The 18,903-nt window shown below is 60.4% G+C and carries 17 protein-coding genes; 10 read left to right on the top strand and 7 right to left on the bottom strand.

Translation table 11 applies throughout. The annotated features are described in order from the left end of the window. Nucleotides 1–2 precede the first annotated feature (2 nt). Genes WNY80_RS07575 through WNY80_RS07565 form a run of 3 tightly spaced genes read right to left on the bottom strand, consistent with a single transcriptional unit; the run spans nt 3 to nt 1,647 of the window. Complete coding sequence (locus WNY80_RS07575; protein WP_342886736.1) at nt 3–701, bottom strand: RNA polymerase sigma factor; 699 nt, start codon at nt 699–701, stop codon at nt 3–5. Continuing rightward, nucleotides 698–1,228 carry a plastocyanin/azurin family copper-binding protein gene (locus tag WNY80_RS07570; RefSeq protein ID WP_342886735.1) on the bottom strand — a complete coding sequence of 177 codons (531 nt, stop codon included), beginning with the start codon at nt 1,226–1,228 and terminating at the stop codon, nt 698–700. The genes WNY80_RS07575 and WNY80_RS07570 overlap by 4 nt, the downstream gene beginning before the upstream one ends. After that, complete coding sequence (locus WNY80_RS07565) at nt 1,228–1,647, bottom strand: hypothetical protein (RefSeq protein ID WP_342886734.1); 420 nt, start codon at nt 1,645–1,647, stop codon at nt 1,228–1,230. Before WNY80_RS07565 ends, WNY80_RS07570 begins: the two co-directional genes overlap by 1 nt. Before the next feature lie 239 nt (nt 1,648–1,886). On the opposite strand from WNY80_RS07565, the gene ctaD reads away from it, so the two are divergent. The 6 genes from ctaD to WNY80_RS07535 all read left to right on the top strand — a co-directional run bounded on the left by ctaD (nt 1,887) and on the right by WNY80_RS07535 (nt 9,502). After that, the gene (gene ctaD / locus WNY80_RS07560; RefSeq protein ID WP_342886733.1) at nt 1,887–3,512 is read left to right on the top strand and encodes a cytochrome c oxidase subunit I; all 1,626 of its coding nucleotides are present in this window, start codon (nt 1,887–1,889) and stop codon (nt 3,510–3,512) included. Nucleotides 3,513–3,987: 475 nt separating this feature from the next. Further along, on the top strand, nt 3,988–5,583 hold the full coding sequence (locus WNY80_RS07555) for an ABC transporter substrate-binding protein (RefSeq protein ID WP_342886732.1): 1,596 nt from the start codon (nt 3,988–3,990) through the stop codon (nt 5,581–5,583). Between the two features lie 54 nt (nt 5,584–5,637). After that, a complete protein-coding gene (locus WNY80_RS07550) occupies nt 5,638–6,642 on the top strand; it encodes an ABC transporter permease subunit (protein WP_342886731.1) in 1,005 nt (334 codons plus the stop codon). A 9-nt stretch (nt 6,643–6,651) separates the two neighbouring features. Then, a complete protein-coding gene (locus WNY80_RS07545; protein WP_342886730.1) occupies nt 6,652–7,557 on the top strand; it encodes an ABC transporter permease subunit in 906 nt (301 codons plus the stop codon). Further along, nucleotides 7,557–8,558 carry an ABC transporter ATP-binding protein gene (locus tag WNY80_RS07540; protein WP_342886729.1) on the top strand — a complete coding sequence of 334 codons (1,002 nt, stop codon included), beginning with the start codon at nt 7,557–7,559 and terminating at the stop codon, nt 8,556–8,558. Before WNY80_RS07545 ends, WNY80_RS07540 begins: the two co-directional genes overlap by 1 nt. Then, a complete protein-coding gene (locus WNY80_RS07535) occupies nt 8,555–9,502 on the top strand; it encodes a peptide ABC transporter ATP-binding protein (protein ID WP_342886728.1) in 948 nt (315 codons plus the stop codon). The genes WNY80_RS07540 and WNY80_RS07535 overlap by 4 nt, the downstream gene beginning before the upstream one ends. 257 nt (nt 9,503–9,759) lie before the next feature. Here WNY80_RS07535 and hutU read toward each other — a convergent pair whose 3' ends face one another. The 4 genes from hutU to WNY80_RS07515 are packed head-to-tail and all read right to left on the bottom strand — an operon-like array spanning nt 9,760 to nt 14,497. Then, nucleotides 9,760–11,436: a urocanate hydratase gene (hutU, locus tag WNY80_RS07530; protein ID WP_342886727.1), complete on the bottom strand. Its 1,677-nt coding sequence runs from the start codon at nt 11,434–11,436 to the stop codon at nt 9,760–9,762. Between the two features lie 13 nt (nt 11,437–11,449). Further along, a complete protein-coding gene (locus WNY80_RS07525) occupies nt 11,450–12,646 on the bottom strand; it encodes a CoA transferase (RefSeq protein ID WP_342886726.1) in 1,197 nt (398 codons plus the stop codon). Next, on the bottom strand, nt 12,636–13,628 hold the full coding sequence (locus tag WNY80_RS07520) for an NADPH:quinone oxidoreductase family protein (protein ID WP_342886725.1): 993 nt from the start codon (nt 13,626–13,628) through the stop codon (nt 12,636–12,638). The genes WNY80_RS07525 and WNY80_RS07520 overlap by 11 nt, the downstream gene beginning before the upstream one ends. A gap of 14 nt (nt 13,629–13,642) precedes the next feature. Next, nucleotides 13,643–14,497 (bottom strand): IclR family transcriptional regulator, encoded by an 855-nt coding sequence (locus WNY80_RS07515; protein ID WP_342886724.1) that lies wholly within the window; start codon nt 14,495–14,497, stop codon nt 13,643–13,645. A gap of 69 nt (nt 14,498–14,566) precedes the next feature. Between WNY80_RS07515 and WNY80_RS07510 the strand changes: the two genes are divergently transcribed. The 4 genes from WNY80_RS07510 (at nt 14,567) to hutH (ending at nt 18,901) form a co-directional block, all read left to right on the top strand. Beyond that, nucleotides 14,567–15,544 (top strand): ABC transporter substrate-binding protein, encoded by a 978-nt coding sequence (locus WNY80_RS07510; RefSeq protein WP_342886723.1) that lies wholly within the window; start codon nt 14,567–14,569, stop codon nt 15,542–15,544. A gap of 94 nt (nt 15,545–15,638) precedes the next feature. Continuing rightward, the gene (locus WNY80_RS07505) at nt 15,639–16,538 is read left to right on the top strand and encodes an ABC transporter permease (protein ID WP_342886722.1); all 900 of its coding nucleotides are present in this window, start codon (nt 15,639–15,641) and stop codon (nt 16,536–16,538) included. Beyond that, nucleotides 16,538–17,332, top strand: coding sequence for an ATP-binding cassette domain-containing protein (locus tag WNY80_RS07500; RefSeq protein WP_342886721.1), 795 nt, complete (start codon nt 16,538–16,540; stop codon nt 17,330–17,332). Before WNY80_RS07505 ends, WNY80_RS07500 begins: the two co-directional genes overlap by 1 nt. A 39-nt stretch (nt 17,333–17,371) precedes the next feature. Further along, on the top strand, nt 17,372–18,901 hold the full coding sequence (gene hutH, locus WNY80_RS07495; protein ID WP_342886720.1) for a histidine ammonia-lyase: 1,530 nt from the start codon (nt 17,372–17,374) through the stop codon (nt 18,899–18,901). The last annotated feature ends 2 nt before the right edge of the window (nt 18,902–18,903 follow it).

Here is an 18,903-nt window from a genome sequence, read left to right as displayed (position 1 = left end):
GCCTAGAGTTCACCCTTTGAAACAAGGCGCGCGACAACCGTGTCTGCCATGTGCGCACAGCGGGCGCCATCGAACGGAAAGATGCTGCCGAACCCACCCTGCAACCGTTCCTCCAGTGCCGCACGCAACTGGCGCCGGGCGCGAAACAGGCGGGTTTTGACGGTAATGGGGTTGAGTGACAGATCGCGCGCGATGTCGCGGATCTTCATTCCCTCGACCTCGTGCAGCAGGAACGGCAGCCGCAGCTCGGGTGTCAAACCAGCCACCGTCGCTTCAAGAATGCCGCTGATCTGGGTTCGGCCGAAATTCGCTTCAGGCGTCTCGCTCCCGCCGACGAACCTGAGAATATTGCCGTTGTTCTCTTCGGACACTGTGTCGTATTCCTCTTCCGGGCGCGCACGCCTTGTACGCATCAATGCCGTGTTGATGGCGATACGGGTGATCCAGGTTGAAAACCGCGCCCTCCCGTCAAAGCGTTCCAGCCCGGTAAAGGCGGCGAGATAGGCCTCCTGAACCACCTCCTCCGCCTCTGCATCGCTGGACACGATTCCGCGTGCGATCCGGAACAGCCGTGGATTCAACCGCCGGATCAGTTCGCGGATTGCCGCTTCTTCCTTCATTCGCGCCCTGGCGATCAGATCCGGCTCCGGCAATGACGACCAGGACGCATGGTCAGAGGCTTGATTGACATTTGTCGTCATGCTGCCGGTTTCCTTTCCACGCGTCCGCTGGCGAGAATATCTTCCACCGAAGGCAGGGCAGCCAGCGCCTCGGGCATCACATCCCCTGTGTCGGCGGCAGGCCCCTCCCATCCGGGATCATCCGGCTGGCCCACAACAATCCGGCCGACCATGCCGCCCATCTCGTGCGGGATGCAGTAGTAATCATAGACACCCGGCACGCTCAGCTTGATCTCGAACATGTCGCCCGGCAACAGGAAATCGCTGTCCCAGGGCATCGCCGCCGCTGGAATCCTGCGCATGCGGCCATACAGCGAAGGGTGATAGGCGGTGGCAGTGTGAGAGTTGCCGGGATCACGATTGATAATCCGTATGGTCGTACCGGCCGCGACAGCAAGGCCCTGCGGTGAAAACCAGATACGTTCGCCGCGCGCGGTTCCACGCATCTCGATCACCGCGACCGGTGCCGCCACCGAACGGCGCGGCACCACCAGAAGGGCGGCAAGCGCGCCGCCCCCAAAGCCGAGAAACGCCCTGCGCGACGGCATCATTTCGCCAGTCGCGATTTTGCACCCTCATCGTGAAAGAGCACCACGTGGGCATGCGGTTCTTCCACGCCAGGATGACCGGCATTGTAGTAGATATCGACACTGGAGACCGTGTGCGATCCGATACCGAGACCGTCATAGGACGTGCCGCCCGCCAGCGCCTTCAACGGCGTCATGTACACCGTCGCGGACAACTTGCCATCGTGATCATAGGCCAGGAAGGGTCCGGCCGGCAGGGTGTCCGGATTGACAAAAAGCGTTCCCAGGCCGGGAAGGAACTCGGGCAGCGGCAACACATCGCTGACTTGCACGTAGGGCCCGTCCGGAGGGGCATTCATCAGCGCTTTTTCGTCATGGGCAAGTGCAGGTGTCACGGCCAGTGCCAGCGCCATCGTCAACAGCGGGAGTGGGCTTTTCATGTCGTTTCCTTTCCAATGATTGCCGGGTGCGTTTCCAGGCACCCTGACCATTGGATGCGGCAGAACCGAAAAGGTTCGCCGGCATTTCAACGCATTGAATGCGATCCCGTTAATAGCAACAATTTTGCATTAATCGGGCATTTAATTCCATTTGTCTTGCCGCTTTGGACGGTTCATCATCGTCAAGCCGATCCGCGGCAGGACCGTTGCCGTGGTGTCAACGTGTGACGGAGAGGACGATGCACGACGAGACTGCCACCCACAGCAAATCACCAAACCCCACCACGCTTCAGGAAGACCACAAGCCGCCGTTTTTCAGGCGGTGGGCATTTTCGACCAACCACAAGGATATCGGCACGCTCTACCTGCTGTTTTCCATCCTTGCCGGGCTGTTTGGAACCGGGCTGTCCGTCCTCATGCGGATGGAGCTGCAGCAACCCGGGATGCAGATATTTGGCGATCCGGGTGCCTACAACGTCGTCGTCAGCGCCCATGGGCTGGTGATGATCTTCTTCGTCCTCATGCCGGCGCTGATCGGCGGCTTCGGCAACTGGTTCGTCCCGATCCTCATCGGCGCACCCGACATGGCGTTTCCACGCCTGAACAACATTTCGTTCTGGCTCCTGGTGGTCGCATTCGTGCTCTTCATCGTCTCGATGTTTGTGGAGGGAGCACCTGGAACACCGGGGCACGGAGGCGGGTGGACCCTCTACCCGCCCTATTCGACCGCAGGGCAGCCCGGACCTGCGGTCGATTTTGTCATCTTGTCGATTCACTTGTCGGGCATCTCGTCGATCCTGGGCGCGATCAACTTCATCACCACCATCTTCAACATGCGCGCGCCGGGCATGACCCTGCACAAGATGCCGCTGTTTGCCTGGGCCATGCTGGTGACAGCCTTCATGCTGTTGTTTTCATTGCCGGTGCTTGCCGGTGCGGTCACCATGCTTCTGACCGACCGCAACTTTGGCACCACCTTCTTTGCCCCCGAGGGTGGCGGCGATCCGATCCTCTACCAGCATCTGTTCTGGTTCTTCGGCCATCCTGAAGTCTACATCATGATCCTGCCGGCTTTCGGCATTGTCAGCCAGGTCGTCTCGACCTTCTCGCGCAAGCCGGTCTTCGGTTACCTCGGCATGGTCTACGCGATGCTCGCCATCGGCCTGATCGGCTTCATCGTCTGGGCGCACCACATGTTCACAGTTGGCCTCTCGATCGGTTCCCAGCGCTATTTCATGGTTGCATCGATGGTCATCGCGGTGCCGACCGGTGTGAAGGTGTTTTCCTGGCTGGCTACAATGTGGGGTGGGTCGATTTCCTTCCGCACCCCCATGCTGTGGGCGATCGGCTTCATCTTCCTGTTCACCGTCGGCGGCGTCACCGGCGTTCAGCTCGCCAGCGCCGGTCTCGACCGGCCCTTGCACGACACCTATTACGTTGTCGCCCATTTCCACTACGTGCTGTCGCTGGGCTCGGCCTTCGCCATCTTCGCCGCCTGGTACTACTGGTTCCCGAAAATGTCCGGCTACCTCTACAATTCCGTGCTTGCCAAAACGCATTTCTGGCTCATGTTCATCGGCGTCAACTTCGTGTTTTTCCCGCAGCATTTTCTTGGCCTTGCCGGCATGCCGCGCCGTTACGTCGACTATCCCGACGGCTTTGCCGGCTGGAATTTCGTGTCCTCGATCGGCTCCTATGTTTCAGCATTGGGCCTGGTCTTCTTTATCATCACGGTGATCGAAGCCTTCATCAGGAAGCGCGTCGCGGGAGACAACCCGTGGGGCACGGGCGCAACCACCCTGGAATGGACGCTGTCGTCGCCTCCGCCGTTTCACCAGTTCCAATCACTGCCGCAGATCAAGTGAAGCTTTCGCCCCTGCGATGCCGCGCGCACTGAGCCCGGCCTGAAGGACCTTGGAGCTAAATCTGCCGTCCCGACCCGAGCGTGAGCCAGGCCGGGATTGGTCCGGTTTGGCCTGCACTCGCCATGCAATTGCAACGCCAGTTTACTGGAGCGGCGAAGAAAACTGTCACACTCTGCGTCCAGCGGGAAACTCCGAAGCATCAAAGGCCGGAATCCAGGTTCAAGCCGATCCGAGCACAAAAACCGCCCGGACCGCACCCAAATAACGCGATGACCACCAAAACCGGGCCGAAAATCGATTCCAAACGGCCTAATGACCATCCCATTTCAAACAATTGCGCGAATGCCTCTGAAAAAGAAATGATCGAAGCTTGCATTGATTAGATGATTGGCATTTGATCACCGCAAGCTGGGGGGCGGGAAGTCCGGTCCCCGGTGAAAAAACGAATTACGCGTACAACCATAGGGGATGCGCCATGAAAAAGTTCAAGTTACTTCTGGCCACGACCGCGCTCGCAGCGATGTTTGCATCTGCGGCGCAAGCCAAGACACTGGTCTATTGCTCGGAAGGGTCGCCGGAAGGTTTCGATCCCGCGCTCTACACCTCGGGAACGACCTTCGACGCCGCGTCGAAGAACATCTACAACCGCCTGGTCGAATTCAACATCGGCACCACCGAGACCAAGCCCGGCCTGGCCGAGAGCTACGAAGTCTCCGACGATGGCCTTGAATACACCTTCAAGCTGCGCCCCGGTGTGAAGTTTCACACCACCGACTACTTCACGCCGACGCGCGACCTCAATGCCGACGATGTGATTTTCTCGTTCGAGCGCCAGCTCAAGGAAGACAATCCCTTCAACAAGTATGTTGAAGGTGCGAGCTGGGAATATTTCAACGGCATGTCGATGCCGGACCTGCTGAAGTCGATCGAAAAGGTCGACGACATGACGGTCAAGTTCGTGCTCAATCGTCCAGAAGCGCCGTTTATCGCCAACATGGCGATGGATTTTGCCTCGATCATGTCAAAGGAATATGCCGACAAGCTCGCAGCTGACGGCAAGGCCTCAGATCTCAACCAGAAGCCGGTCGGCACCGGCCCGTTCCAGTTCGTGGCCTATCAGCCCGACGCCGTGATCCGCTACAAGGCGCATCCGGACTACTGGGCAGGCAAGGAAAAGATCGATGATCTGGTGTTTGCCATCACCACCGACGCATCCGTGCGTCAGCAGAAGCTGATGGCCGGCGAATGCCATATCGCACCTTATCCGAACCCCGCAGATCTGGAATCACTCAAGGCGAATGAAGATCTTGTGGTGATGGAACAGGAAGGCCTGAATGTCGGCTACCTGGCCTACAACACGATGGTTGCGCCGTTCGACAACGCCAAGGTTCGCAAGGCGCTCAACATGGCGATCAACAAGCAGGCCATTCTGGACGCCGTGTTCCAGGGCTCCGGCCAGGCTGCCAAGAACCCGATCCCGCCGACCATGTGGTCCTACAACAAGGACATCGAAGACGACCCGTTTGATCCTGAAGCCGCCAAGGCAATGCTTGAGGCCGAAGGCGTGAAGGATCTGTCGATGAAGATCTGGGCGATGCCGGTGCAGCGTCCCTACAACCCCAACGCCCGCCGCATGGCCGAGGTGATGCAGGAAGACTTCTCGAAGATCGGCGTCAATGTCGAGATCGTTTCCTATGAATGGGGCGAGTATCTCGACAAGTCCAAGGCCAAGGACCGCGACGGCGCAGTGCTGCTCGGCTGGACCGGCGACAACGGCGATCCGGACAACTTCCTCGCCGTGCTGCTGGGCTGTGACGGTGTTGGCGGCTCGAACCGTGCACAATGGTGCAATGACGAGTTCGAAGCGCTGATCCAGAAGGCCAAGACAGTTTCCGACAAGGCCGAACGGACCAAGCTGTACGAAGAGGCACAGGTTGTCTTCAAGCGCGAAGCACCGTGGGCCACCATCGCCCATTCCGTGGTCTTCATGCCGATGAGCAAGAAGGTCAGCGGCTACGTGATGGATCCCCTCGGCGGCCACTGGTTCACCGGCGTCGATATCGCCGAATAACCCCAACAGGAAAGACGGGGGCGTTGTTCAGACGCCCCCGTTACCATTGATCATATGTTCCGATTTTTCCTTAAACGTGTAGGCCTGCTGATCCCGACTTTCATCGGGGTTTCGATTGTGGCCTTCGCCTTCATCCGGCTGCTGCCGGGCGATCCGATCATGCTGCTTGCCGGTGAGCGCGGCGTCGACCCCGAACGCTATGCGGAACTGCAGGCGATGCTCGGTTTCGACAAGTCGATCCCGGTCCAGTACTACAATTATCTCGTCGACATCCTGCATGGCGACTTCGGCACCTCGATCGTCACCAAGCGGCCGGTGCTTGACGAGTTCCTGACCCTTTTCCCGGCGACCATCGAACTGGCGCTTTGCGCCATCATCCTGGCGACCTTGATCGGCATTCCCGCCGGTGTGGTTGCCGCCGTCAAACGCGGTTCCTGGATTGATCAGAGCCTGATGGGCACGGCGCTGGTCGGCTATTCGATGCCGATCTTCTGGTGGGGGCTTTTGCTGATCATCCTGTTTTCCGGCATTTTGCAGTGGACCCCGGTGTCGGGGCGGATCTCGCTGATCTATTTCTTTCCGCAGGTGACCGGCTTCATGCTGATCGACAGTCTGCTGTCGGGTCAGTCCGGCGCCTTCAAATCGGCCGTGAGCCATCTGGTGCTGCCGACCATCGTGCTGGCCACGATCCCGCTGGCCGTGATTGCCCGGCAGACGCGTTCGGCAATGCTGGAGGTGCTGGGTGAGGATTATGTCCGCACCGCGCGCGCCAAGGGTCTGCCGCCCCGGCGGGTGATCGGGGTGCATGCGCTGCGCAACGCGCTGATCCCGGTGATCACCACCATCGGCCTGCAGGTCGGCGTTCTGCTGGCCGGCGCCATTCTGACCGAGACGATCTTCTCCTGGCCGGGTATCGGCAAGTGGATGGTCGATTCGGTGTTCAAACGCGATTACTCCGTGGTGCAGGGCGGCTTGCTGTTGATCGCCGGCGTCATCATGGTCGTCAATCTCATCGTTGATTTGCTTTACGGGCTGATCAACCCACGCATCAGACATTGAGGGTGGGCCATGACTGACACAACAGTTGCTTCCCCCGACCAGACGCCGCTGCGCCGCGGCCGGTTTTCCGAGTTCTGGTATTATTTCAGCCAGAACCGCGGTGCCGTGATTGGCCTCGTGGTGTTCTCCATCGTCGTTTTCGTTGCAATTTTCGCACCTCTGATCGCGCCGCATTCGCCGAGCGTTCAGAACCGCGAAGCCTTTCTGCTGCCGCCGTTCTGGCAGGAGGGCGGCAACATGAGCTATCTGCTGGGAACCGATGCCGTGGGCCGGGATATCCTGTCCCGGCTGATGTACGGATCACGGTTTTCGCTGTTCATTGGGCTGTTCGTGGTGGTGCTTTCGGTTTCCAGCGGCGTGCTGATCGGCCTGATCGCCGGCTATTTCCGCGGCTGGGTCGACACCGTGATCATGCGCATCATGGATGTGATCCTGGCGTTTCCGTCGCTGTTGCTGGCGCTGGTGCTGGTGGCCATTCTGGGCCCCGGCCTGCTCAATGCGATGATTGCCATCGCGCTGATCCTGCAGCCGCATTTTGTCCGGCTGACCCGCGCCTCGGTGATGTCGGAGCGTGACCGGGAATATGTCATCGCTTCACGGGTAGCGGGCGCCGGCAAGCTGCGGCTGATGTTCCTGACCATTCTTCCCAATTGCCTGGCGCCTTTGATCGTGCAGGCAACGCTGTCGTTTTCCTCGGCGATCCTCGACGCCGCGGCGCTGGGCTTCCTCGGCATGGGTGCACAGCCGCCGACGCCTGAATGGGGCACCATGCTGGCCGAGGCGCGCGAGTTCATCCTGCGGGCCTGGTGGGTGGTCACCTTCCCCGGCGTGGCGATCCTGGTCACCGTGCTGGCGATCAATCTGATGGGCGACGGTCTGCGTGACGCGCTCGATCCGAAACTGAAGAAAAGCTGATGTCCCTGCTCGAAATCAAGAACCTGACCGTCAGCTTCGACACCGCGTCCGGACCATTCCGCGCTGTGGACGGAGTTGACCTGAATGTCGATGGTCGCGAAATCCTGTCGATCGTCGGTGAATCCGGATCCGGAAAATCAGTGGCGATGCTGGCACTGATGGGGCTGTTGCCCGACACCGCATCGGTGACAGCCGACGTCATGCGCTTTGACGGCAAGGATCTGCTGACCATGTCCGCGCGCGACAAGCGCAGCATCATCGGCCGCGACATCGCCATGATCTTCCAGGAGCCGATGTCGAGCCTCAATCCGTGCTTTACGGTCGGCTTCCAGATCGGCGAGATGCTCAAGCGCCATACCCGGCTTGGCCGCGCCGAGCGCAAGGCCCGGGCGATCGAGCTGATGCGGGCGGTGGGCATTCCCTCGCCCGAGCAGCGGCTGTCGGCCTTTCCGCACCAGTTGTCGGGTGGCATGAGCCAGCGGGTGATGATCGCCATGGCCGCCTCGTGCCGACCCAAGCTGCTGATTGCAGACGAGCCGACGACGGCGCTGGATGTGACCATCCAGGCACAGATCCTCGATCTGCTGCGCGACCTGTGCGCCGAATTCGACATGGCGCTGGTTCTGATCACCCACGACATGGGCGTGGTGGCGCAGATGGCGCACCGGGTTCAGGTGCAATATGCCGGCCAGAAGGTCGAGGAGCAGAGCGTGCAAGAGCTGTTTGCCGATCCGCATCATCCCTACACCGCGGCATTGCTTTCGGCCCTGCCCGAACGGGCCACCGGGCGCGGACATCTGCCATCAATTCCCGGTGTTGTGCCCGGTCAGTTCGACCGGCCGGCGGGATGCCTGTTCGAGCCGCGATGCACGTTTGCGACTGACAGTTGCCGCGCCGGTGCGGTGCGGCAGGGTCCGGAAATGGGGCTCGCCTTGTGCAACCATCCCCTTGCCAACGGCGTTCCCGCTGACAGCACCCCGGCACGGGAGGTGCTGGCATGAGCACGGTTATTCACGCCACCGACCTGACCCGCACCTACGAAGTCAAGCGCGGCATGTTCGGCAAGCCGGCGCTGGTGCGTGCACTCAACGGCGTCAGCTTCGACCTCAGCCCCGGCAAGACGCTTGCCGTGGTGGGGGAGTCAGGCTGCGGCAAGTCAACGCTTGCCCGCCTCGTCACCATGATCGAAGAGCCGAGTTCAGGCACGCTGACGATTGACGGCAAGCCGGCATCGCTGACCGACAAGAGCCTCCGGCGGACCGTACAGATCGTGTTTCAGAACCCCTATGGCTCGCTCAATCCGCGCCAGAAGGTCGGGGACATTCTCGAGGAACCACTCAAGGTCAATACCGGTGACGACGCTGCGACGCGGCAACAGAAGGCCCGCGCCATGATGCAGCGGGTGGGGTTGAGGCCGGAGCATTATGACCGCTACCCGCACATGTTTTCAGGCGGCCAGCGGCAGCGCATTGCCATTGCCCGGGCGCTGATGCTGAATCCGAAAGTGCTGGTGCTCGACGAACCCGTGTCGGCGCTCGACCTGTCGATCCAGGCGCAGGTGCTCAACCTGCTGATCGATCTGCAGAAGGAATTCGGCCTCGCCTACCTGTTCATCAGCCACGACCTGTCGGTGGTCAAACATATCGCCGACGAGGTGATGGTGATGTATCTCGGCCGTCCGGTGGAATCGGGGTCCGCGGAAACCGTGTTTGCCGATCCGAAGCATCCCTATACCAAGGCCTTGCTGTCGGCGACGCCGGTGGCCAATCCGGCCATGAAACGCGAGCGCGTACGGCTGGAAGGCGAATTGCCCTCCCCGCTCGATATCCCCAGCGGCTGCGCATTCCATCCGCGCTGTCCGATCGCGATACCGGAATGCGCCAAGGCAATCCCGCCGGAACGCAGCGTGGCCGGACGCCAGGTCGCCTGTATTCGAGCCGAGTAGTGCGGCAGGCGCCACGGAACGGTCTGACAAACAGCCCGTTTCCGGTGTGATACGAGTTATCCGGATCTTGCCCGGCCGAACCGGCTTGGCGGCATAGTGCTGCATGAAGACACCGCCCACAACGGTTGCGGGCGGTCACGGCCAAAGCCGCCAATCAAGCTCGCCAGCCCTGGCCGGCGGACGGTTCGTGGGCGATTACCGCAGCTCATGACTTCATGGCTACGACACCCCTCAGACTAAGAGGAGCATCAGCTCGGCTATGAATGTTGGTTCAGCATCGGAATGTTCAGCCCATGCTTCTGCGCGCACTCTATCGCGGTCTCATATCCGGCGTCAGCATGGCGTATGACACCGCTTGCGGGGTCGTTCCAGAGTGTCCGCCCGATCATCTCGGCAGCTTCGTCAGAACCGTCGGCAAGCAACGCGATGCCGGAGTGCTGGGAATATCCCATGCCCATGCCGCCGCCATGATGAAAGGACACCCAGGTCGCACCGTTTGCCGCATTCAGCAGGGCATTCAGGATCGGCCAGTCCGAGATGGCGTCTGATCCGTCCTTCATCCCTTCGGTTTCCCGGTTGGGGCTTGCCACCGAGCCGCTGTCCATGTGGTCACGGCCGATCACGACGGGTGCGCTGAGTTCACCGGTCTTTACCATCTCGTTGAATGCAAGACCAAGCCGGTCCCGGTCGCCAAGACCGACCCAGCAGATACGGGCAGGAAGCCCCTGAAACTGGATATGCTTGCGCGCCTTGTCGAGCCAGTTGTGCAACGGCGCATCATCCGGCATCAGTTCCTTGACCTTGGCATCGGTCTTGTAAATGTCTTCCGGATCACCGGACAGGGCCACCCAGCGGAACGGCCCCTTGCCTTCGCAGAACAGCGGCCGGACATAGGCTTCGACGAAGCCGGGGAATGAGAAAGCGTCTTTCGCTCCAGCCTGTTCGGCCATCGCACGCAGATTGTTGCCATACTCGAACACCGTCGCCCCGGCCGCGCGAAAACGCTGCATCAAGGCGACATGCTCGATCATGGTTTTCCTGGCTTCGGAGCTGACCATATCAGGATCAGACTGCTGGCATGCTTCCCATTTTGCGACGCTCCAGCCTTGCGGCAGGTAGCCGTGAACCGGGTCATGGGCGGAAGTCTGGTCCGTCACGACATCAGGAACGATCCCGGCCTGCTCCATCTCTCCAAGCATATCGACAGCATTGGCCAGCACGCCAACCGACAAAGGCCGGCCGTCCGCATTGGCTTCGGCAATCATGCGCATAGCCTCGGGCAATGTTTCAGCCTTGGCATCCAGGTAGCCAGACCGCAGGCGGAATTCTATCTTGCCCGGCTGGCACTCGGCCACGATTGCGTTGAAGCCTGCCATCGTCGCGGCCAGCGGCTGTGCACCGCCCATGCCGCCCAGGCCTCCCGACACGATGAGCCGGCCCGAAGGGTCGCCATCGAAATGGCGCCGCGCGATCTCGGTGAAGGTCTCGTAGGTTCCCTGAACAATCCCCTGCGAGCCGATATAGAGCCATGACCCGGCTGTCATCTGGCCATACATCGTCAGGCCAAGGCGATCGAGTTCGTTGAACTTTTCCCAGGTCGCCCATTTCGGCACCAGATTGCCGTTGGCGATCAGGACCCGCGGCGCACGGCGGTGGGTCTTGAGCACACCGACAGGCTTGCCCGATTGCACCAGAAGCGTTTCGTCCAGTTCGAGAGTTTTCAACTGGCTGACGATTTCATCAAATGCGGGCCAGTTGCGTGCCGCCCGGCCGATGCCGCCATAGACCACGAGATCGTTCGGACGCTCGGCCACATCGCGATCGAGATTGTTCATCAACAAGCGCAACGGTGCTTCGGTCTGCCAGTATTTGGCAGTCAGCGTTGTGCCGCGAGGGGCACGGATTTCACGGCTGTTCGGAATTGGATTGGTCATGTTTCACTCTTGCTCATATCGCCTTGTTCTTCCGAAGGCTGGCGATTTCATCGGCAGTCTTTCCGGCCATCCTGGTCAGGATCACATCGGTATGCTGGCCCAGCGTGGGCACGAATTGATCTGCACGCGGTTTCTGTCCCGCGACCCGGACGGGCTGCTCAACAACCGGCACCGTCCCAAATCTGGGATGCTCTGCCTGGCGCACCATCTCGCGCGCTTCAACATGTTCGGATCCGGCCAATTGCGCCAGGGTCCAGACCGGACCGGCGGGAATACGGGCCGCCTGAAGCCGCGACACCAGTTCCGCCTGGTCCTGTGCGGCCGTCCAGCCGGAGATCAGGCCGCGCAATTCCTCTTCGTTCTCGTTGCGTGCGGCATTGGTAGAAAAGCGGGGATCTTCGGCCAGTTCCGGTTTGCCCATCAATTCGCAAAGCGCGACGAAACTCGCATTCGAAAAGCAGACCATCACGATGTCGCCGTTCGACGTGGGAAAGCTGTCGACCGGGTAGGTAACGGGATGGCGGTTGCCGGCAGGCCGGGGCGTATCCCCGGAATAGAGCTGCCGCGACAGACCGGTCAGCTGCATGGCCATCACGGAATCGAGCATCGCCACATCCAGCGTATGACCCTTGCCGCTGCGTTCGCGGTCAAACAGGGCAGCGACGATGCCAAAGGCGCCAAACATGCCGGTCGCGACATCGGCAATGGATTCACCCACCGCGGTTGCGGGGCCACCCTTGGGACCAGTCAGGCTCATGATCCCGCTCATTGCCTGGATAACCAGGTCGAATGCCGGCCAGTCGGCCAGCGGGCTTTCCTGTCCGAACCCGGAAATGCTGGCGTAAATCATGCTCGGGTTCAAGGCGCGAACCTGCTCGGCACCAAGCCCCAGCCTGTCCATCACGCCGGGACGGAAATTCTCGACCAGAACATCGCATTGCGGGATCAGGGCGCGAATGATCTCGATGCCTTCCGGCGACTTGAGGTTGACCGTAACGCTCTGCTTGGCCCGGTTCAGCATCATGAAATAGGTGCTTTCATCCTCCTGGTAAGGGCCGAAATGGCGTGCTTCGTCGCCGGTCACGGGAGCTTCGATCTTGATGATCTCGGCCCCCATGTCTGCCAGCATCGACGTGCAGAACGGCCCAGACATCACGCGTGTCAGATCCAGCACGCGGATCCCGGACAGCAGGCCTGTTCTATTTTCCATCGGGTTTTCCTTCGCAGTTGAACCCCAGGACCAGCTTTCCGGTCGAGGCACGATTTCCCAGGCTCTCCAACGCCTGTGGCAAATCTTCGAGCGTGTAGTCCTGGTGGGAGAGCGGGTTGATCTTGCCGGCTATCAGCAGATCGACCATCTGGCGGGTGACCTGCGCGATCATGTCGGCGTCCAGATTGTGATCCCACATCACGCCCTGTGCGCTGACCTTCTTCAACAACAGAAGATTTGAAGGCAGCTCGGCAATTTTCCCCGATGCAAACCCGACAATCAGAAGCGTGCCGCCACGGGCAATACACCTCAGGCTCTGCAAGGCGACATCGCCACCGACAGGATCGACGATGATGTCGGCACCCCTGCCATCGGTTGCGGCCTTGACCTGGTCTTTCCAGTCGTCGTCACGGTAATTGATGGTCACGTCCGCACCGTGATCAACGGCAATCTGCAGCTTGCCGGGACTGCTCGCGGTGGCAATGACGCGGGCTCCCGCGGCTTTCGCGATTTCGACTGCAGCCAGACCAACGCCGCCTGCCGCGGCATGAACAAGCACTGTCTGGCCGGACTGGACCCGGGCCGTGTGATGCAGGGCGACCATTGCTGTGGTGTAGACAACCGGCAGCGCCGCTCCCTGGGCAAAACTGATGCTGTCGGGGAGTGGAATGACCATGTCATCGCGCAACAGCACATATTCCGCAAAGCCGCCCCAATAGACCTTGGCGGCAACCCGGTCGCCAGGCTTCCACTTGCTGCCTTCGGGAACGGCTTCCACAACGCCCGCCACCTCCTGGCCCGGCACAAACGGACGCTCTGGGCGGACCTGGTATTTGCCGTCGATCATCAGAATGTCTGAAAAGTTCAATGCCGCGGCTTCGGTCCGGATCACCACGTGGCCGGGTTCGGGACGTGGCTTGTCCCTTGTTTCGAGCTTCAGGTTTGAAAGTCCGGCCTCTTCGCCGGCGACCCAACACCGCATGTGATTTGATCCCTTCATGGCTGCTCGCCACTCAAAATGTTGGAGATTTGTCTGGCTGCGTTCTGAACCATGACTGCGATTGTCTCGATGCGCTCGGGCGTGGACCTGAGCTTGGGGAAGGCAACCGCAATGCTGGCGACAACCCTGCGCGACGGCCCGAGTACGGGCGCGGCAATGCCGATCGTCCCCTCGAAGGTTTCCTCGGATGAGACGGAGTAGCCCCGCTTGATCGTGTCTGAAATGTCCTGGCGTATCTGCTCGGGGGTCGACAGCGTGTGTTCCGTGAATTTCTCCAGCGGCCCACTCAGAACGCGGTCCTGATCTTCCTTTGGCAAGAACCCGAGGATGGCCTTTGGCGCCGCACCGGCATGCAATGGAAACGCGGCCCCGATTTCCTCAAACACACGCAAACCGCGATGGTTGCCTTCGATTTGATCCACGCATATCGCCTTCATGCCCATTGGATCAAACATACTGAGAACAACGGTCTCGCCGCATTGGGCCGCCAGGTTAGCCATCGTCGGTTTGCACAAGGCACGAAGGTCCAGGCTGGCACTTGCGCGGTTGCCGAGATCGATTGCCGCGATGCCGAGCGAGTAGCGTCCTGTTGCCGCATTCTGGATCAGATAGCCGTTCGCAGCCAGGTATCGCATCAGCCGATTGACCGTTGAACGGTTAAGGCCGGTTGCGCGAACCATGTCGGCCTGCGACCATAGCGGCGCATCCGCCTGAAAGGCGTCAAGAATCTGAAACGCCTTGGCGACAAGGGCAACTCCAGCCTGAGATTCTTTCTTGACATCCGTCATTTGTTGGCCCGTTATGTGTGTCATCTGCCCATTATATGACCACACTTGAACTGATGGGCGCAAGCCGAAACGTCAAACCAACCGCCAAAAGAGCAGAAAAACTGCTCAACGGCACAACACCAGGGGAAAAAAATGAAATTTTTCGTGACACTTGGGGCTGTTGCCCTGGCCGCAAGCATAGTTGGCTCACCTGCTCTGGCAGCGGATACAAAATCGGTTGCCATTTCGACCATTGTCGAGGTGCCCGCGCTTGTGGAAACCAAGCAGGGAATTCTGGAAGCTCTAGCGGAACGCGGCTTTGTCGAAGGCAAAAATCTGGAAATCGACTATCAGAACGCCAACGGCAACATGCCCACCCAGCAGCAAATCGCAAAGAAGTTCGTCGGCGATGCGCCTGACGTGATCGCCCCGATCACCACCCCGACGGCGCAGGCAATGATCGCGGCCACATCTGATATCCCGATTGTCTTTTCGACCGTCACCGACCCGATCAAGGCCAAGCTGATTTCGCAGTATGTGCAGCCGGGCGGCAATGTCACCGGCGTGTCCGATGCGGCTCCGATCGGTGCGCAGCTGGACATGTTCAAGGAAATTCTGCCTGATCTGAAAAAGATCGGCTTCATCTACAACCCCGGCCTGGACAACTCGCTGTCGACACTCGAACAGGTCAAGCTGCAGGGTGCGGAGCGCGGCATCGAGGTTGTCGAATCGGCAGCTCCTACAACCAACGAAGTCATCCTCGCAACCAAGAAGCTGATCGGTGAAGTCGAAGCGGTCTACGTCCCCAACGACACCACCGTCGTGGCTGCTCTGGAAGCGATCTTGAAGATTGGCCAGGACGTCGACCTGCCGATTTTCACCGGTGAAACCGGTGGAGTTGCACGCGGAGCCGTTGCCTCGGTCGGGCTGGACTACGTTGCCGTTGGCCACATCGCGGGCAACATGGTGGCGGATATTCTTGAAGGCAAGGCGCCCGGCGAGATCGATGCCGTTCTCGCCTATGATCAGGCCGACAGCTTCAAGGTCGTCGTCAACCTTGGTGCAGCCAAGGCAATGGGCGTGACCATTCCGGACTCCATCATGTCCCGCGCAACGCAGGTCATCGACTAACCTCCCTGCGGGGCCTCGCAAAAGCGGGCCCCGACACTCCGGCCAGGGCAGCCAGTCTTGTGCTGGCCGGATTCTAGGAAGAAAGCCCAAACACATGTCATTATATGAAATTCTAGGCACTCTGGAGACCGGGTTCATATTCGGGATCGTGGCCCTGGGGGCCTACCTGACCTTTCAGGTGCTTGATTTTCCCGACCTGACGATCGAGGGAAGCTTTCCGCTCGGAGCCGCGGTGGCGGCGACGCTGATGGTTGGAGGTGATTGGAACCCCTGGCTTGCAACGCTGGCTGGAGGGGTTGCAGGATTCGCCGCAGGCTTTCTGACGGCCCTGCTGAATGTCCGCTTCAAGATACTGCACATTCTGGCCGGCATTCTGGTGGCGATCTCGCTCTACAGCATCAACCTTCGGATCATGAGCGGACCGAACAAACCTCTGCTGCAGGTGGATTCGGTCTTCGACAGTTTTGATTGGGTCGGCCTGCCCGGCTACATTATCAACCCCATCATCCTCGGGGTCATTGTGCTCGTGTTCAAACTGGCACTGGATGCATTCCTGTCCACGGGCTGGGGCATTTCAATGCGGGCGGCAGGCGCCAATCCCGCGATGGCCGAAGCCAACGGCGTGAATGTCGGCAACATGAAGCTGTTCGGCGTCGGCGCAGCCAATGCGATGACCGCCATCTCAGGCGCCCTGTTCGCCCAGATCTTCGGTGCATCGGATGCCTATATGGGAATTGGCGTGATCATCATCGGGCTGGCATCCGTCATTGTCGGCATGTCGGTGCTGCCTTCGCGAACGATCTTCCTGGCGACACTTGCCTGCGTCATCGGGGCGACGCTTTACCGGTTTGCAGTAGCGCTGGCGCTGAACGCGGATTTCCTCGGGTTTCAGGCCTCGGATGTGCAAGTCATCACCGCCGTGCTGGTCATGGTCGCGCTGATTGCCAAGCAATCGGGCTCTTTGCGCAAAATCTTTGGAAAGCGAGGTTCGTGATGATCCGCATTACTGACGCCCATGTCACGTTCAACCCCGGAACCCCGCTTGAAACCCGTGCACTGCGCGGCGTGGATCTCGAGGTGCCGACGGGCCAGTTCCTGACCATCATAGGATCAAACGGTGCGGGAAAATCCACTTGCCTAAACATCATCGCCGGGCTGATCGGCGTTGCCAGGGGCCGCATCGAGATTGACGGCCTGGATGTGACCGACATGCCGGTCTACAAGCGCTCGAAGATGCTGTCCCGGGTGTTTCAGGACCCGAAGATGGGGACCTGCGAAGACCTCTCGATCGTCGAGAACTTCGCGCTCGCCTATGGCCGGACCAACCCGCGCAAAATGCGCGTGGCCATCACGCCCGACATGCGCGATGCGATTGCCGAGAAGCTGAAAGTTCTGGGACTGGGTCTTGAAAACCGCCTGAACGACAAGGTTGGCCTGTTGTCCGGTGGCCAGCGTCAGGCGGTCTCCCTATTGATGGCGGCAACCGGTGACACCAAGGTGCTGCTTCTGGACGAACACACCGCCGCTCTCGATCCCAAGACCGCCGACTTCGTGCTGGGTCTGACCAAGCAGATCGTCGCCGAACTCGATCTCACTGCGGTGATGGTGACCCATTCCATGTCGCAGGCACTCCATACCGGTGACCGGACAGTGATGTTCCATCGCGGCAAGATCGTCTTCGATGCCGGCGGTGAAGCGCGCGCCAAGATGGGCGTCGCCGACCTGCTGGAACTCTTCAAGCGCGAACAGGGCGAGGAGCTTGCAGATGACGCATTGCTACTTGGCTAGGCGCACTGCCGCCCGTTCCCTCACCGGACGGGGGCTGCAATGAGCGTGGGCTGGACACCCGGGGAAATCCCGCTTTCGGCCTGGCGCAACTTGTTCTTCGGCGCTGGTTTTGCAGGCTTCGCCGAAGGCACCAAGGCACAGGTTGACCTCTGCCAGCAAACCGTGATGCAAATGGTTGACGGGGAGCGCGCGGTCTACGGAGTCAACACCGGTTTTGGCAAGCTTGCCCATATCCGCATAGCGCCGGAACAAACCACCGAACTGCAGCGACGGTTGATCATGTCGCATTCCGTGGGCACTGGTCCGCTGCTCGATGATGCGGTGGTGCGGCTGGTGCTTGTGCTCAAGGCCAACGCGCTGGCTCAGGGCCATTCCGGCATTCGCTGGAGCGTGATCGAACTGCTGCTGGAACTGGTTGCGAAGGATGTCCTGCCGGCGATCCCGTCGAAGGGATCGGTCGGGGCTTCGGGCGATCTGGCTCCGCTGTCGCACATGGTCGCCACCCTGATGGGCGAAGGCGATATGCGGGTCAAAGGCGAACTGGTGCCTGCCGCCGAAGCGCTTGCCGCGATCGGCCGCGCACCGATTGATCTCGGCCCCAAGGAAGGCGTTGCCCTGATCAACGGCACACAGGTATCAACCGCACTGGCGCTCAAGGGGCTGTTCATGGCCGAAGACCTGCTGCGCTCGGCGCTGGTAACCGGTGCGCTAAGCGTCGATGCCTGCAAGGGCTCCACCACACCTTTTGACGCCCGCATTCATGCGGTCCGGCGCCAGCAGGGCCAGCAACAGGTGGCCGGTGTCTACCGGCGCCTGCTCGACGGCAGCGCCATCCGCGCTTCGCATCTGGACTGCGAAAAGGTTCAGGATCCGTATTGCCTGCGCTGTCAGCCGCAGGTGATGGGAGCCTGTCTTGACCAGCTGGAATTTGCCGGGAACGTTCTGGGCCGCGAAGCCAATTCGATCAGCGACAACCCACTGGTCTTCCCCGATACCGGCGAGATCATTTCAGGTGGCAACTTCCATGCCGAGCCGGTCGCCATGGCCGCAGACAACATCGCGCTGGCCATTGCCGAAATCGGCTCCATCTCCGAACGCAGGCAGGCGATGATGGTCGATGCCTCGGTCTCCGGGTTGCCTGCATTCCTGGCGTCCGAAAGTGGCCTGAACTCAGGCTTCATGATGGCTCAGGTCACCTCTGCCGCGCTGGTGTCGGAAAACAAGGCACTGGCTCATCCATCCTCGGTGGACAGCATTCCGACCTCTGCCAATCAGGAAGACCACGTCTCGATGGCCACCTACGCGGCGCGCCGTCTGACCGATATGGCGCAGAACTGCCGCATGGTGATTGCAATCGAGTGGATGGCCGCCGCGCAAGGTCTGGAGTTTCACAAGCCCCTGCAAACGGCTGCACCGCTGCAAAGCGCAGTCGCGGCACTGCGCAGCGTTGTTCCCTCATTCGAGCGCGACCGGTTCTTCGCGCCTGAAATGGAGAAGGCCGCAACCCTCCTGGCCGGCAACACACTCAGCGCCCTGGTCACGGAACCGGTCGGCGCCAGCTATCAATAATC

It is taken from the genome of Hoeflea sp. AS16, assembly GCF_038900095.1.
In the GTDB taxonomy this organism is placed as follows: domain Bacteria; phylum Pseudomonadota; class Alphaproteobacteria; order Rhizobiales; family Rhizobiaceae; genus Hoeflea.
The sequence above is the reverse complement of the archived record's forward strand: the minus strand, read 5'-3'. Positions and strand labels throughout refer to the sequence as shown.

What these genes read in the sequence shown, in the direction of transcription:
- WNY80_RS07575 (WP_342886736.1), bottom strand. Translation starts at nt 701, where the DNA reads ATGACGACAAATGTCAATCAAGCCTCTGACCATGCGTCCTGGTCGTCA.
- WNY80_RS07570 (WP_342886735.1), bottom strand. Translation starts at nt 1,228, where the DNA reads ATGCCGTCGCGCAGGGCGTTTCTCGGCTTTGGGGGCGGCGCGCTTGCC.
- WNY80_RS07565 (WP_342886734.1), bottom strand. Translation starts at nt 1,647, where the DNA reads ATGAAAAGCCCACTCCCGCTGTTGACGATGGCGCTGGCACTGGCCGTG.
- ctaD (WP_342886733.1), top strand. Translation starts at nt 1,887, where the DNA reads ATGCACGACGAGACTGCCACCCACAGCAAATCACCAAACCCCACCACG.
- WNY80_RS07555 (WP_342886732.1), top strand. Translation starts at nt 3,988, where the DNA reads ATGAAAAAGTTCAAGTTACTTCTGGCCACGACCGCGCTCGCAGCGATG.
- WNY80_RS07550 (WP_342886731.1), top strand. Translation starts at nt 5,638, where the DNA reads ATGTTCCGATTTTTCCTTAAACGTGTAGGCCTGCTGATCCCGACTTTC.
- WNY80_RS07545 (WP_342886730.1), top strand. Translation starts at nt 6,652, where the DNA reads ATGACTGACACAACAGTTGCTTCCCCCGACCAGACGCCGCTGCGCCGC.
- WNY80_RS07540 (WP_342886729.1), top strand. Translation starts at nt 7,557, where the DNA reads ATGTCCCTGCTCGAAATCAAGAACCTGACCGTCAGCTTCGACACCGCG.
- WNY80_RS07535 (WP_342886728.1), top strand. Translation starts at nt 8,555, where the DNA reads ATGAGCACGGTTATTCACGCCACCGACCTGACCCGCACCTACGAAGTC.
- hutU (WP_342886727.1), bottom strand. Translation starts at nt 11,436, where the DNA reads ATGACCAATCCAATTCCGAACAGCCGTGAAATCCGTGCCCCTCGCGGC.
- WNY80_RS07525 (WP_342886726.1), bottom strand. Translation starts at nt 12,646, where the DNA reads ATGGAAAATAGAACAGGCCTGCTGTCCGGGATCCGCGTGCTGGATCTG.
- WNY80_RS07520 (WP_342886725.1), bottom strand. Translation starts at nt 13,628, where the DNA reads ATGCGGTGTTGGGTCGCCGGCGAAGAGGCCGGACTTTCAAACCTGAAG.
- WNY80_RS07510 (WP_342886723.1), top strand. Translation starts at nt 14,567, where the DNA reads ATGAAATTTTTCGTGACACTTGGGGCTGTTGCCCTGGCCGCAAGCATA.
- WNY80_RS07505 (WP_342886722.1), top strand. Translation starts at nt 15,639, where the DNA reads ATGTCATTATATGAAATTCTAGGCACTCTGGAGACCGGGTTCATATTC.
- WNY80_RS07500 (WP_342886721.1), top strand. Translation starts at nt 16,538, where the DNA reads ATGATCCGCATTACTGACGCCCATGTCACGTTCAACCCCGGAACCCCG.
- hutH (WP_342886720.1), top strand. Translation starts at nt 17,372, where the DNA reads ATGAGCGTGGGCTGGACACCCGGGGAAATCCCGCTTTCGGCCTGGCGC.